Source organism: Actinoplanes sp. CA-142083, from assembly GCF_050942195.1.
In the GTDB taxonomy this organism is placed as follows: Bacteria; Actinomycetota; Actinomycetes; order Mycobacteriales; family Micromonosporaceae; genus Actinoplanes.
Genome location: NZ_CP192076.1, coordinates 775,185 through 788,540, shown reverse-complemented (window position 1 = coordinate 788,540; position 13,356 = coordinate 775,185). Strand labels below are relative to the sequence as shown.

The 13,356-nt window shown below is 68.4% G+C and carries 12 protein-coding genes and 3 tRNA genes; all 15 read right to left on the bottom strand.

What is annotated here, in order from left to right:
- Window positions 1-63 precede the first annotated feature (63 nt).
- Window positions 64-3,504, bottom strand: coding sequence for a DNA-directed RNA polymerase subunit beta (locus tag ACQPZX_RS03730; RefSeq protein WP_433374330.1), 3,441 nt, complete (start codon window positions 3,502-3,504; stop codon window positions 64-66).
- Window positions 3,505-4,124: 620 nt separating this feature from the next.
- Window positions 4,125-4,508 carry a 50S ribosomal protein L7/L12 gene (gene rplL / locus ACQPZX_RS03725; protein WP_433374327.1) on the bottom strand — a complete coding sequence of 128 codons (384 nt, stop codon included), beginning with the start codon at window positions 4,506-4,508 and terminating at the stop codon, window positions 4,125-4,127.
- Between the two features lie 53 nt (window positions 4,509-4,561).
- Window positions 4,562-5,107 carry a 50S ribosomal protein L10 gene (gene rplJ, locus ACQPZX_RS03720; protein WP_433374324.1) on the bottom strand — a complete coding sequence of 182 codons (546 nt, stop codon included), beginning with the start codon at window positions 5,105-5,107 and terminating at the stop codon, window positions 4,562-4,564.
- 517 nt (window positions 5,108-5,624) lie between these two features.
- Window positions 5,625-6,305 carry a hypothetical protein gene (locus tag ACQPZX_RS03715; protein WP_433374321.1) on the bottom strand — a complete coding sequence of 227 codons (681 nt, stop codon included), beginning with the start codon at window positions 6,303-6,305 and terminating at the stop codon, window positions 5,625-5,627.
- Entirely contained in the window at window positions 6,302-7,066 is a 765-nt protein-coding gene (locus ACQPZX_RS03710; protein WP_433374318.1) for an ATP-binding cassette domain-containing protein, read from the bottom strand. The genes ACQPZX_RS03715 and ACQPZX_RS03710 overlap by 4 nt, the downstream gene beginning before the upstream one ends.
- Before the next feature lie 63 nt (window positions 7,067-7,129).
- Complete coding sequence (gene rplA, locus ACQPZX_RS03705) at window positions 7,130-7,837, bottom strand: 50S ribosomal protein L1 (protein WP_378965175.1); 708 nt, start codon at window positions 7,835-7,837, stop codon at window positions 7,130-7,132.
- 65 nt (window positions 7,838-7,902) lie between these two features.
- Entirely contained in the window at window positions 7,903-8,652 is a 750-nt protein-coding gene (nusG, locus tag ACQPZX_RS03700; protein ID WP_433374315.1) for a transcription termination/antitermination protein NusG, read from the bottom strand.
- 32 nt (window positions 8,653-8,684) lie between these two features.
- On the bottom strand, window positions 8,685-9,065 hold the full coding sequence (secE, locus tag ACQPZX_RS03695; RefSeq protein ID WP_433374313.1) for a preprotein translocase subunit SecE: 381 nt from the start codon (window positions 9,063-9,065) through the stop codon (window positions 8,685-8,687).
- 106 nt (window positions 9,066-9,171) lie between these two features.
- Window positions 9,172-9,244: transfer RNA gene (locus ACQPZX_RS03690), tRNA-Trp, on the bottom strand.
- Between the two features lie 102 nt (window positions 9,245-9,346).
- Window positions 9,347-9,736: a MaoC family dehydratase gene (locus ACQPZX_RS03685; protein ID WP_433374311.1), complete on the bottom strand. Its 390-nt coding sequence runs from the start codon at window positions 9,734-9,736 to the stop codon at window positions 9,347-9,349.
- A 2-nt stretch (window positions 9,737-9,738) separates the two neighbouring features.
- Window positions 9,739-10,188, bottom strand: coding sequence for a MaoC family dehydratase N-terminal domain-containing protein (locus tag ACQPZX_RS03680; RefSeq protein WP_433374308.1), 450 nt, complete (start codon window positions 10,186-10,188; stop codon window positions 9,739-9,741).
- 63 nt (window positions 10,189-10,251) lie between these two features.
- The gene (rpmG, locus tag ACQPZX_RS03675) at window positions 10,252-10,419 is read right to left on the bottom strand and encodes a 50S ribosomal protein L33 (RefSeq protein WP_203803251.1); all 168 of its coding nucleotides are present in this window, start codon (window positions 10,417-10,419) and stop codon (window positions 10,252-10,254) included.
- A gap of 83 nt (window positions 10,420-10,502) precedes the next feature.
- A tRNA-Met gene (locus ACQPZX_RS03670) sits at window positions 10,503-10,575 on the bottom strand.
- A gap of 49 nt (window positions 10,576-10,624) precedes the next feature.
- Window positions 10,625-10,697, bottom strand: a tRNA-Thr gene (locus ACQPZX_RS03665).
- A 70-nt stretch (window positions 10,698-10,767) separates the two neighbouring features.
- Window positions 10,768-13,302 carry a putative bifunctional diguanylate cyclase/phosphodiesterase gene (locus ACQPZX_RS03660; RefSeq protein ID WP_433374304.1) on the bottom strand — a complete coding sequence of 845 codons (2,535 nt, stop codon included), beginning with the start codon at window positions 13,300-13,302 and terminating at the stop codon, window positions 10,768-10,770.
- Window positions 13,303-13,356: the final 54 nt, after the last annotated feature.

The window sequence follows — 13,356 nt, the reverse complement described above, 5'->3', positions numbered from 1 at the left end:
GGTGAATTCAAGGCCGGCGGGGGGTGGCCCCGATTTCTGCTTCAAAGCCGGGGCCACCATCCGTCAGATCTCTTCGACGCTGCTGACGCCCTCGTTCGGGCGCCGGGACAGGTCGATACCGAGTTCCTCCGCGGCCCGGAAGACCTCGTCGTCCGTCTCGCGCATCTCCAGGGCCACGCCGTCGCTGGAAAGCACCTCGACGTTCAGGCACAGCGACTGCAGCTCCTTGAGCAGCACCTTGAAGGACTCCGGGATGCCCGGCTCCGGGATGTTCTCGCCCTTGACGATGGCCTCGTAGACCTTCACGCGGCCGAGCACGTCGTCGGACTTGATGGTGAGCAGCTCCTGCAGCGCGTAGGCCGCGCCGTAGGCCTGCATGGCCCAGCACTCCATCTCGCCGAACCGCTGGCCACCGAACTGCGCCTTACCACCCAGCGGCTGCTGCGTGATCATCGAGTACGGGCCGGTCGACCGCGCGTGGATCTTGTCGTCGACCAGGTGGTTCAGCTTCAGGATGTAGACGTAGCCGACCGAGATCGGGTCCGGCAGCGGCTCACCGGAGCGGCCGTCGAACAACTGCGCCTTGCCGTCGCCGTTGACCAGCCGCTTCCCGTCGCGGTTGACCAGCGTCGACTCGAGGAGGCCCTTGATCTCCTCCTCCTGCGCGCCGTCGAAGACGGGGGTCGCGACGTTCGAGTCCTTGGGGGACTCGTGCGCCTCGATCGCCCGCAGCTGGCGCTTCCAGTCGGCGTCCTCGCCCTCGACCGACCAGCCGGTCTTGGCGATCCACCCGAGGTGGGTCTCCAGCACCTGGCCGATGTTCATACGCGAGGGCACACCGAGCGGGTTGAGCACGATGTCGACGGGCGTGCCGTCCTCGAGGAACGGCATGTCCTCGACCGGAAGGATCTTGGAGATGACGCCCTTGTTGCCGTGCCGGCCGGCGAGCTTGTCGCCGTCCTGGATCTTCCGCTTCTGCGCGACGTAGACGCGGACCAGCTCGTTCACGCCCGGGGGAAGCTCGTCGCCGTCCTCGCGGGAGAAGGTGCGAACGCCGATGACCGTGCCGGTCTCGCCGTGCGGCACCTTCAGCGAGGTGTCACGGACCTCGCGCGCCTTCTCACCGAAGATCGCGCGGAGCAGCCGCTCCTCGGGGGTGAGCTCGGTCTCGCCCTTGGGCGTGACCTTGCCGACCAGGATGTCGCCGGGGACGACCTCGGCGCCGATCCGGATGATGCCCCGCTCGTCCAGGTCCGCCAGCATCTCCTCGGAGACGTTGGGGATGTCGCGGGTGATCTCCTCCGGGCCGAGCTTGGTGTCCCGGGCGTCGACCTCGTGCTCCTCGATGTGGATCGAGGTGAGCACGTCCTGCTGCACGAGGCGCTGCGACAGGATGATCGCGTCCTCGTAGTTGTGGCCCTCCCAGCACATGAACGCGACGAGGAGGTTGCGGCCCAGGGCCATCTCACCCTCGTCGGTGCACGGACCGTCGGCGATGACCTGGCCGGCCTCGACCCGGTCACCCTCGAACACGACCGGCTTCTGGTTGACGCAGGAGCCGGCGTTCGAGCGGCGGAACTTGTGCAGCAGGTAGGTACGGCGGTGACCGTCGTCCTGGTGAACCGTGACGTAGTCGGCGCAGAGGTCCTCGACCACACCGCCGACCTCGGCCACGACCACGTCGCCGGCGTCGACCGCGGCACGGTACTCCATGCCGGTGCCGACCAGCGGCGCCTCGGCCTTGACCAGCGGCACGGCCTGACGCTGCATGTTCGCGCCCATGAGCGCGCGGTTGGCGTCGTCGTGCTCGAGGAACGGGATCATCGCGGTCGCGACGGAGGTCATCTGCCGCGGCGAGACGTCCATGTAGTCGACCTGCGCGCCGGGCACGTAGTCGACCTCACCGCCCTTACGGCGGACCAGGACGCGGTCCTCGGCGAACGTGCCGTCACTGCTCAGCACGGCGTTCGCCTGGGCCTTGATGTACCTGTCCTCCTCGTCGGCGGTCAGGTAGTGAACCTCGTCGGTGACGGTGCCGTCCTCGACCTTCCGGTACGGCGTCTCGATGAAGCCGAACGGGTTCACCCGCGCGAACGTCGAGAGCGCGCCGATCAGACCGATGTTCGGACCCTCGGGCGTCTCGATCGGGCACATCCGGCCGTAGTGGGACGGGTGCACGTCGCGAACCTCGAAGCCGGCCCGCTCACGCGACAGACCACCCGGGCCGAGCGCGCTCAGCCGGCGCCGGTGGGTCAGGCCCGCCAGCGGGTTGGTCTGGTCCATGAACTGGGACAGCTGAGAGGTGCCGAAGAACTCCTTGATCGCCGCCACCACCGGGCGGATGTTGATCAGGGTCTGCGGCGTGATCGCCTCGACATCCTGGGTCGTCATGCGCTCACGGACGACGCGCTCCATCCGGGACAGGCCGACACGGACCTGGTTCTGGATGAGCTCGCCGACGGTGCGCAGGCGACGGTTGCCGAAGTGGTCGATGTCGTCGGCCTCGTAGCCCTCCTCACCGGCGTGCAGCCGGCAGAGGTACTCGACGGTCTTGACGACGTCCTCTTCGGTGAGAACGCCCCGGTCGATCGGGACGTCGATCTCGAGCTTCTTGTTGAACTTGTAGCGCCCGACCTTGGCGACGTCGTACCGCTTCGGGTTGAAGAAGAGGTTGTCGAGCAGGGTCTGCGCGTTCTCCCGGGTCGGGGGCTCACCCGGGCGGAGCTTGCGGTAGATGTCGAGCAGGGCCTCGTCCTGCCCGGCGATGTGGTCCTTCTCGAGGGTGGTCATGAGCAGCTCGGACCAGCCGAACCGCTCGCGGATCTGGTCGGCCGACCAGCCGATCGCCTTGAGCAGGACGGTGACGGCCTGCCGGCGCTTGCGGTCGATCCGGACACCCACGGTGTCGCGCTTGTCGATGTCGAACTCCAGCCAGGCACCCCGGCTCGGGATGACCTTGACGCTGGAGAGGTCGCGGTCGGAGGTCTTGTCCGGCTCCTTGGTGAAGTACACGCCCGGCGAGCGGACGAGCTGGCTCACCACGACCCGCTCGGTGCCGTTGATGACGAACGTCCCCTTGGGGGTCATCATCGGGAAGTCACCCATGAACACGGTCTGGCTCTTGATCTCACCAGTCGTGTTGTTGGTGAACTCCGCGGTCACGAACAGCGGCGCGCAGTAAGTCAGGTCCTTCTCCTTGCACTCCTCGATCGAGGCCTTGACCTCGTCGAATCGGGGAGACGAGAAGGACAGCGACATAGTGCCGGAGAAGTCCTCAATGGGACTGATCTCTTCGAGGATCTCTGCGAGGCCCGACTGGGCATGCGGGTCGTCCGTCGACCGGGCCTGCCAAGCCTCGTTGCCCACCAGCCAGTCGAAAGACTCGGTCTGGAGTGCGAGGAGGTTGGGGACCTCTAGTTGCTCGGTGATCCTGCCGAAAGAGACACGGCGGGGTGCGTAAGCGCTCGACGTACGGCTGGTCTTCGCAGGGCGGGAAGCTGCCAAGATGCGTCCTTCCGAGGACCGGTGCTGCTGATGCGGCTGCAGCTGCGGTATGCAACTGTTTGCGTTGCCCTCGACCGGCGGGCACCGTAAGGAGCCCCCAGGAATTCATCCTCACGGATGTTCCTGGCAGGGCTCAAGACAGAAGGCAGCGCAAACTAGCAGTGTAGCCGCTCGGCTAACCGCTGTCCAGCCCACACCAGAGGGGGCCTGCGGAACATGCCCCACAGCCTCTCTGACCTGCGCCTCCGTGGTCAGGGCCGAACGTGGGGCCGCTCGGAACGCGGCATATCTCCCTCGGGTGCCGTCTGTAGATGACCCGTTAGAAAGCCGGGCCACCCGCAGGGCGGCTGTCGCAAGCGCGGAGAACTTGCTGATGTCAGCGTGCCTGTCAGCGGACACTCAGTCAAGGGCTGCGCCGCGGGTCGGACACGTGCCGCCTCCCGGCGGGCGCGTCCTAGCGACCATAGCCCATGGATTGCCCGATTAAACCGACTTTGCCGGTCGGGTGGCCGACAGCCACGCGCAACGCCGCTAGCTGGGACAATGCGCCCAAAAGAGGAAAGGCGGAGACCCGAGCACGGGTCTCCGCCATTCGCAAGAGAAAGCTGTGGAGCGTTAGATCACTTGAGGGTGACCTTGGCGCCCTCGCCCTCGAGCTTGGCCTTGGCGGCCTCGGCCTTCTCCTTGTTGACACCCTCGAGGATCGCCTTGGGGGCGCTCTCGACGGCGTCCTTGGCCTCCTTGAGGCCCAGGCCGGTCAGCTCGCGCACGACCTTGATGACCTGGATCTTCTTGCCGCCGTCGCCCTCGAGGACGACGTCGAACGAGTCCTTCTCCGCCTCGGCCTCGGCCGGAGCGGCAGCAGCCGCGACGCCCGCGACGGCGACCGGAGCAGCCGCGGTGACCTCGAAGGTCTCCTCGAACTGCTTCACGAACTCGGACAGCTCGATCAGCGTCATCTCCTTGAACGCGTCGAGCAGCTCGTCGGTGCTGAGCTTCGCCATGTGTGGCAACCTTTCCTAGCTTCTGATCAAAAGTCGTACTGGTTCGCGGTGGCTCAGGCCTCCGCGGGACCGTCCTTCTCGCGCTTCTCCTGCAGGGCGGCCGCGAGGCGAGCCACCTGCGAAAGCGGGGCCTGGAACAGGCCGGCCGCCTTGGACAGGTTGCCCTTCATGGCGCCGGCCAGCTTGGCCAGCAGAACCTCACGAGACTCGAGGTCAGCGATCTTGTTGACGTCGTCAGCCGTGATCGCGCGACCCTCGAACACACCGCCCTTGATGATCAGGACGGGGTGGGCCTTGGCGAAGGCCCGAAGGCCCTTGGCCGCCTCGACCGGGTCGCCGTTGATGAAGGCGAGCGCGGTAGGACCGGTGAACAGCTCGTCGAGGCCATCGATACCCGCGTCGGTCGCCGCACGCTTCGCCAGCGTGTTCTTCGAAACGGAGTACTTGGTCTCATTGCCCAGCGAGCGCCGCAGCTCGGTGAGCTGCTTGACCGTGAGGCCGCGGTACTCGGTCAACACGGTGGCCGACGAGTTACGGAAGTTCTCCGTCAGCTCGGCGACGGCACTGGCCTTGTCGGCCCGGACCGGCTTGTCCGCCATGTCCCTCCTCTCTCAGTGCTCAAAACCACTGGTCAGGGAGAAGGAACCACGAAAAATGAGAAACGCCCCGGCGCAAGGGCACGGGGCGGGATCAGGCTGGAGCCTGGAAATCGCTGACCGTTCTCCCCTGCGCGGGTCGCCCGCATTCTGCGGGACCTTCGGCCGCGGCCTCCGTCGTTGACGACGGCAGCTGCGGCAACCAGCGGTCTATGGGTGGAACTCCGAGAAGAAAGAGTACGCGGTCCCGCCGCCCCCGCCAAATCAGCGCCGTTCCGCCGCGCCCCGCCTCCTCCCCCACCCTCGTGGGTGGGCCCACTGAAGCAGCCGGGTATGACAGTTCCGCCGCCTCTTCCACAGCGACGACCGCGATCATGATGAGTTGCGGCTTCCGGCGAACAGCAACTCATCAGCCCTGTGATCCGCGGCTGGTCCAGGCAGGTGAGTCCGATGAGTTGGCGTCCACGCCGTGCGGGACATCATCAAGATCTGCGAAGGGACGGGGTGGTGGCGCGCCGGGTCAGGAGCGGGCGCGGCGCAACCAGCCGTAGCCGGCGTAGGCGGCGGCGCACCACGCGGCTGCCCACGCGATCAGCAGGGCGAGAGTGCCGGTAGGGGGCACGGCGGGGTCGTTGAGGGCCCGGGCGGTGGCCATGACCGGCGGGACCAGCCACGGGGCGAACGAGCCGCTCAGGCCCAGCACGACCACCAGCACCGCGGACACCACCAGCACCGTCACGCCCAGGCGCACGCTGCCGGTGACGGCACGGCTGGACAGGGCTCCGAGCGCCACCGCCGGTGGCACGGCCAGCAGGTGGGCCAGGACGCCCAGGGCGATGCCGCTGCCCAGCGCCTGGCTCGTGTCGATGCCGCCGAACAGCCAAGGTGCGGCCATGGCGGCCACGCAGACCGCCAGGGAGAGCACGACGGCGGCGAGGACGCCGGAGGTCGCCTCGCGGGCCGGGCCGACCGCCAGGCGGGCCAGGCGGCGCTGCACGTCGGGCTCGGTGTCGAGCAGGAGCTTGGTGAGCCAGGCGAGCACGGGGAACAGGGCGGCGGCGGAATAGCCGTAGGCGACCGCGGCGGGGCTGGCTCCCCCGCCGTAGATGACGCCGAGCACGACCAGGACGGCGATCAGCGGGGGCAGGGCCCGGCCGCCGCGCACGAAGCCGGCGATGCGCATGCGGACGAGCGCGCTCATTCCCGTACGCCCAGGACACGGTGACCGGCGGCACGCAGCGCGACCACCGCTCGGTCGGCCTCGGAACGACGGACGGCGACCTCCACGATCACCTCTTCTTCGTCGGAGACCGCCGTCGGCGAAGCGGGGGCCGCCGTCGGCGAAGCGGGGGCCGCAAGTGGCGAAGCGGTGTCCACGACGCCCTCGGCGACCGTCCAGTGGATCGCGCCGGGCAACGCGGTGATCTCCCCACGATGGTCGCTGACCAGCACGGAACCACCGCCCGCGGTCACCTCGGCGACGATCTCGGGGATCAGGGTGCGGGCGACCGAGTCGAGGCCCTCCCAGGGCTCGTCGAGCACGAGCAGGCCGGGCGGGACGAGCAGGGCCTGGGCGAGGCCCACCTTCTGCGCGGTGCCCTTGGAGAGGTCGGCCAGGCGGGTGCCGGCGTGCTCGGTGAGCAGCAGCCGGTCGATCCAGCGGTCGACCGATCGCGGGGCGGCGGCGCGCACCGAGGCCATGCGGAGCAGGTACTCCCGGGCGGTGAACGGCTGGTCGGCGGGGAAGCGCTCGGGAACCCAGCCGATCACCGCGGGGCGGTCGTGGATCGTGCCGCGGCCCGGACTCAGGACGCCGGCGGCCAGTTGGAGCAGCGTGGACTTGCCGGCGCCGTTACGGCCCAGGATGACGACCGTGGCGCCGGGCTCGACGGTGGCGTTCAGCTCGCGCAGGGTCCAGCCGGCCCGCCGGGCGTACCGGAACCACACCTGCTCGAAACGCACGGCCGCAAGCCTGCCACAAAGAAAGCCCCCGGGGTGTCCCCGGGGGCTTCCGTTGATCGAGGATCAGGCCTCGGCCTTGAGACCCTTCACCACGTTCGGGTCGACCGGCACGCCGGGGCCCATGGTGGTGGTGACGGTGACCTTCTTGAGGTACTTGCCCTTGGCCGCGGACGGCTTGACGCGGAGAACCTCGTCGAGCACGGCCGCGTAGTTGTCGACCAGCTGGTCCTCGCTGAACGAGGCCTTGCCGATGATCAGGTGCAGGTTCGAGTGCTTGTCCACCCGGAAGGTGATCTTGCCGCCCTTGATCTCGTTGACCGCCTTGGTCACGTCCATGGTGACCGTGCCGGTCTTCGGGTTCGGCATCAGGCCGCGGGGGCCGAGGATGCGGGCGATCCGGCCGATCTTGGCCATCTGGTCCGGCGTCGCGATCGCGGCGTCGAACTCCAGCCAGCCACCCTGGATGCGGGCGACGAGCTCGTCGGTGCCGACCTCGTCGGCGCCGGCCGCCACGGCCTCCTCGGCCTTGGCGCCCTGGGCGAAGACGATCACGCGGGCCGTCTTGCCGGTGCCGTGCGGCAGGTTGACCGTGCCGCGGACCATCTGGTCGGCCTTACGCGGGTCGACGCCCAGACGCATCGCGACCTCGACGGTGGCGTCGAACTTGGTCGGGCTCGACTCCTTGGCCAGCTTGATCGCGTCGGCCGGCTCGTACAGCTTGTTGGGGTCGATGCTCTCGGCCGCCTTGCGGTAGCCCTTGCTGCGCTGCATGTTTCTTACTCCTGTGGTAGATGGCGGGGCTCCTCGGAACGAAGCCCCTCCCACTGACTTACTTGTCAGATCTTGGTGACCTGGTTGAAGTTCAGCTCCACCGGCGTCTCGCGGCCGAAGATGGAGACCAGAACCTTCAACTTCTGCTGGTCGGCATTGATTTCACTGATCGAGGCCGGCAGCGAGGCGAACGCGCCGTCGGTGACCGTGACCGAGTCGCCCACCTCGAAATCGAGGACCTTGATCTCGGGCTTGGCCTTCTTCTCCTCCTGCTCGACGGCCGGGGCGAGCCACTTGAGCACCTCGTCCAGCGAGAGGGGGGCGGGCCGGTCGACCCGGTCGGTGGCGCCCACGAAGCCGGTCACGCCGGGCGTGTTGCGCACGCAGGAGTACGACTCGGGGGTCAGATCCATCCGGACCAGGATGTAGCCGGGGAAGACCTTGTTGTTGACCTGCTGGCGCTTGCCGTTCTTGACCTCGACCTCTTCGCGGGTCGGCACCTCGACCTGGAAGATGAAGTCCTCCATGTCGAGGCTCGTGATCCGGGTCTCGAGGTTGGTCTTGACCTTGTTCTCGTAGCCCGCGTAGGAGTGCACGACGTACCACTCACCGGGGGCGTAGCGCAGCTTCTGCCGCAGCTCCTGCACCGGGTCGAAGTCCTCGTCCTGCTCCGGCTCCTCGGCTCCGCTGGCGACGCTGCCGGCCTCGACCGACTCGTCCTCGGTGGCGGCCTCGACCGACTCGTCGGTTTCCGCCGTGGCCACCGACGAGAGCTCGTCGGCGGACTGCGCGGTCTCGTCGTCGTACTCAGGCACGCTCGCTCACTTCCAAAGAATTTTCTAGGTCACTAGCCGCCGAAGGCCCACAGGATGCCCTTGCCGAACCCGTAGTCCAAGACAGCGACGATGGCAGTCATGACCGTCACGAAGGCGATCACGATCGTCGTGTAGGTCAGCAGCTCCTTGCGGGTCGGCCAAATGACCTTACGCAGCTCGCTGACGACCTCACGGAAGAAACCACCGATGCGGCCGAAGAAGCCGGAACGACGAGCTTCCTTCTTCTTTTTCGGCGCGTCGTCCTTGGTGCGCTCGGCGACGGCGGTGCCGCCGCGGCCGACCGGCTCGGCCTCGAGGTCGTCATCGGACTCCGCGTCATCGGCGACGGCGTCGTCAAACACCTCGTCGTCGGCCGGGTCGCCGGCGTCACCGGGTCGATTCCTCTCGGCCATGGCGCCCTACTTCCGTCATCGGTGATGGTGGACCCCATCGGCACCCGTTCCGGGGCCGGGGTCGTGCGGACCGCTGTCCCGGGCGGGCACGTCTGGGAGAGTTGCGCAGGGGTGACAGGACTTGAACCTGCAGCCTGCGGTTTTGGAGACCGCTGCTCTGCCAATTGAGCTACACCCCTGTGCGAGGCCGCTGATCCCCGACCTCGCGCAGGCAAGTTCGGGGGGTCACTGCCCCACGGCGGACCAGTGTACGGGTAGACCGGGCGTTCGCCCAACCCGCCCTACCGTTTCCGCACAACCGCCTGTGCCATGGACAAAACTTTCTCCCCTTGACAGGTCGCGGTGAGCGTCAGCTTGGTGTGGCCCTCCTCGGTCTCGCCCTTCACGACGGCGGAGACCACGACCTCGGTTCCCTCGTCCGTGTCGGGCACCGGGACCGGCCGGGAGAAGCGCACGCTGAACTCGACGACCGCGTCGGGGGCGCCGGCCCAGCCGGTGACGGCGCGGCCCACCAGGGCCATGGTGAACATGCCGTGGGCGATCACGCCGGGCAGGCCCACCGAGTTGGCGAAGCGCTCGCTCCAGTGGATCGGGTTGAAGTCGCCGGAGGCGCCGGCATAGCGGACCAGATCGGCCCGGGTGACCCGGAAAGTCTGAGGCTCGAAGGTCACGGTCACTCCTCCCCGCGCTGCACGAGCTTGGCCCAGACGGTGACGACGGGCTCGCCCGCCTCGGTGGCGACGTCGCTGCGGGTGGTCATGAAGTCGTGGCCGCCCCGGGAGGTGATCTCCTCGACCGTGTTCACACAGACCAGGGCGTCGCCGGCGACGATCGGCCGGGCGTACGCGAAACGCTGGTCGCCGTGCACCACGCGGCTGTAGTCGATGCCCAGCACCGGGTCCTCGACGATCTGCGCGTGGCTCGAGGCCATCGTGAAGATGATCGGGAAGGTCGGCGGGGCGATCACGTCGGCGTAGCCGAGCGCTCGGGCCGCCTCGGGGTCCTGATACTCCCGCTCGGGGGCGCCGATCGCGCGGGCGAACTCGCGGATCTTCTCGCGGCCGACGATGTACGGCTCGGTGGGCGGGTACGTACGTCCCACGAATGACTGGTCCAGGGGCATGCCCACAAACTACTCTGCGCCGTCCGGAAGCCTCCGGACGGCGCAGGTGAAGCCTTGGATCCCTTAGCGGGTCTCGCGGTGCAGGGTGTGGCGGCCGTCCCGCGGGCAGAACTTCTTCAGCTCGACGCGGTCGGGGTCGTTACGCCGGTTCTTCCGGGTGATGTAGTTCCGCTCCTTGCACTCCGTACACGCCAGGGTGATCTTCGGACGGACGTCGGTCGCCTTGGCCACGGCAAGGTGCCTTCCTACTAACAGGGGTAACTAACGACCTACCAGCTTAGAGACCGATACGCCGATCTGCAAAATAGTGCTAGTAGCGGTGGCCGGACTTGAACCGGCGACACAGCGATTATGAGCCGCTTGCTCTGCCAACTGAGCTACACCGCCGAGCCAGGCTCTTTGTCCTGCGCCTGTGGCGGGGAGACGAACCCGGTAGAGCCCCCTTACGGAATCGAACCGTAGACCTTCTCCTTACCATGGAGACGCTCTGCCGACTGAGCTAAGGGGGCTTGCGCGCGATCTCTCGCTTGCTGCGCAGACAAGACAATACACGGCCCCGAGGCGGGGGTGAAATCGGGGTCAGATCACCGCGCGGAGCCGGCGGACCTCGCCCGTGGGGGTTGATTCGGGCTCGGTCTGGGCGCTGAACCAGGCCTCCAGCCGCTCGTACGGCAGCGGGCGGGAGAACAGATAACCCTGGCCGATCTCGCAGCCCATCTCCTCCAGCAGGTCGAGGGTCAGCTCGCTCTCGACCCCCTCGGCCACCACCGTGAGACCGAACTCACGGGACAGGCTGATCACCGCCCGCACGATCGCCAGGTCGCCCGAGTCGGTCGCCATCCCCTGCACGAAGCTGTCGTCGATCTTGACCTCGTGCACCGGCCACTGCCGCAGGTACGACAATGAGGACGCGCCCGTGCCGAAGTCGTCGACGCTGAGCCGTACGCCGAGGTCGCGCAGGCGGTAGAGGGTGGGCAGCACCCGCTCGATGTCGCCGAGCATGCCCGGCTCGGAGATCTCGAAGGTCACCTGGGCCGGCGCCACCGCGTAGTGCTCCAGCAGCTCCTCGACGTGGTCGGGGAAGCGGGAGTCGAGCAGGGTGCGGACCGAAAGGTTCACCGCGATGGAGAGCGGCCGGTCGGCCTCGGCCCACTCGCGGCAGCGGCGCAGGCCCTCGCTCAGCACCCGCTCGGTGAGCCGGGAGAGCTGGCCGGTGTGCTCGGCGACCGCCACGAAGTCCTCGGGGGCGACCTCGCCGTGCGCCGCGTGCGTCCAGCGGGCCAGGCACTCGACGCCGACCAGGTGACGGTCGGCGAGGGTGACCTTGGGCTGGTAGTAGACGTCGAGCTCGTCGTTGTCGAGGGCCTTGCGCAGGTCGGCGGCGATGCCCAGGCGGCGCACCGCGCGGGACTCGAGGGCCGGGTGGAACAGCTGCACGCCGTACGGGAGGACCTTGGCCGCGTTGGCGGCCAGCTCGGCCCGCTGGATCAGCGTCTCCGGGTCGTCGCCGTGATCGGGGTAGACGGCCACGCCGACCGCGGTGTCGACGTCGAGGGTGAGCGTGCCGACCGTCATCGGGCCGCGGAGCTGCTCGCGCATCTCGGTCGCCAGCCGCACCGTGACGTCGGTGCTCTCGGCGCGCAGGGTCACCACGAACTCGTCGCCGCCGATCCGCCCGACCAGGGCGCCCGGGCCGGCGATGCCGCGCAGCCGCTCGGCCACCTCGGCGAGCAGCTTGTCGCCGGCGGCGTGACCCATCGACTCGTTCACGTCGCGCTGGCCGTCGACGTCGAACAGCAGCGTGGCGACGACCTCCTTCTCCGCGCGCACCCGCACGGCCTCTGCGAGCGCGTCGGTGATCCGGCGCCGGTTGGGGAGGCCGGTGAGGCGATCGTGGTACGCGTCGTGGCGCAGCCGCTCGACCAGCCGGGAGTTTTCCACCGCCGCCGCCGCGTGCGCCGCGATCGTCTCGAGCACCTGCACGTCGGCGGCCCGGAACGATCGGGTGTCGCCGAGCCGGTTGACCACCTCGAGGCTGCCGATGGTCGTCTGGCCGGAGCGCAGCGGAACGATCACCGCATCTTTGATCTTGAAGGCCCGGAGCTCCTTGCGCCACTCCTGGGTCTTGCCGAACTGGGGGCCGATGGCGAGCGTCTGGCCGTCGGTGATGGCCCTTTCCCGGATCGTGGCCGGCGTCGGCGAGAGATCGAGCAGGCCCTTGTTCTCCACGCGGGCGGTGAGCAGCACCTCGGGATGCCGGCCCTGCGAGGGCAGCCAGAGCGTCGCGTACTCGGCGCGCATCAGGGCGCGGACCCGGCCGAGCAGGACGTCGGGCAGGCTCACGTCGGCGCCCTCCTCGCGGACCGCCTTGGTGAGCTCGTAGACGTCGGTGAGCGTGCGGTGCTGCCGGAAGAACTCGGCGAACGACCGGAGCATCAGGACCAGCGCGGCGACGAGAACCGCCAGCAGGAGCGCCGACCAGCGGTTGGCCACGAGGGTGACCAGGAAGACCAGGCCGATCACGATGTTGACGGAGGAGATCGCGATGGCGGGCGGCAGGCCGCGCAGCACCTCCTGACCCGCGCGGGGACCCTGGACGACGCCCATGACCCCGGCGAGGCAGATCAGGTCGACGATGGTGTTGACCAGCAGGGCGATGGTGATGACGACCCAGGTCGCGGGGCCGGCGCCGTCGAAGTCGGGCAGCGCGGCCACGACCAGCGAGGCGGCCGAGATGGTTGCCGCGCCCTTGGCGACGTTGAACCACATCTTGGCCGGAATGACCACGGCGGAGCGCGCCACCTGGGTGATGATCGTGGCCGCCGTGACCACCAGGGTGATCATCGCGGGCGGCAGGTAGTACAGCGCCAGGACAAGCGGAACCTCGGTCAGGATGATGCTGTAGGTGCTGCGGCGGATGACGACGTTGAAGACCCCGACGTACGCCATGCAGACGCCGGCGAGCGCGACGAGGCCGCCGGGCCACGATTTGTACCAGGTCGGCTCGGCCGCCCAGAAGGCCGCGAAACAGACGGCGGCGAACAGCGCAAGCGGGCCGGTGATCAGCCATGCGTATTGCGTGGAATGCTGGCGTGCCCGCGGACGCCTGCCCATAACGCTCCCTTGTCAGTCAGCGTCGCAATCGCGGGGTGGCCGAGTGGACGATCG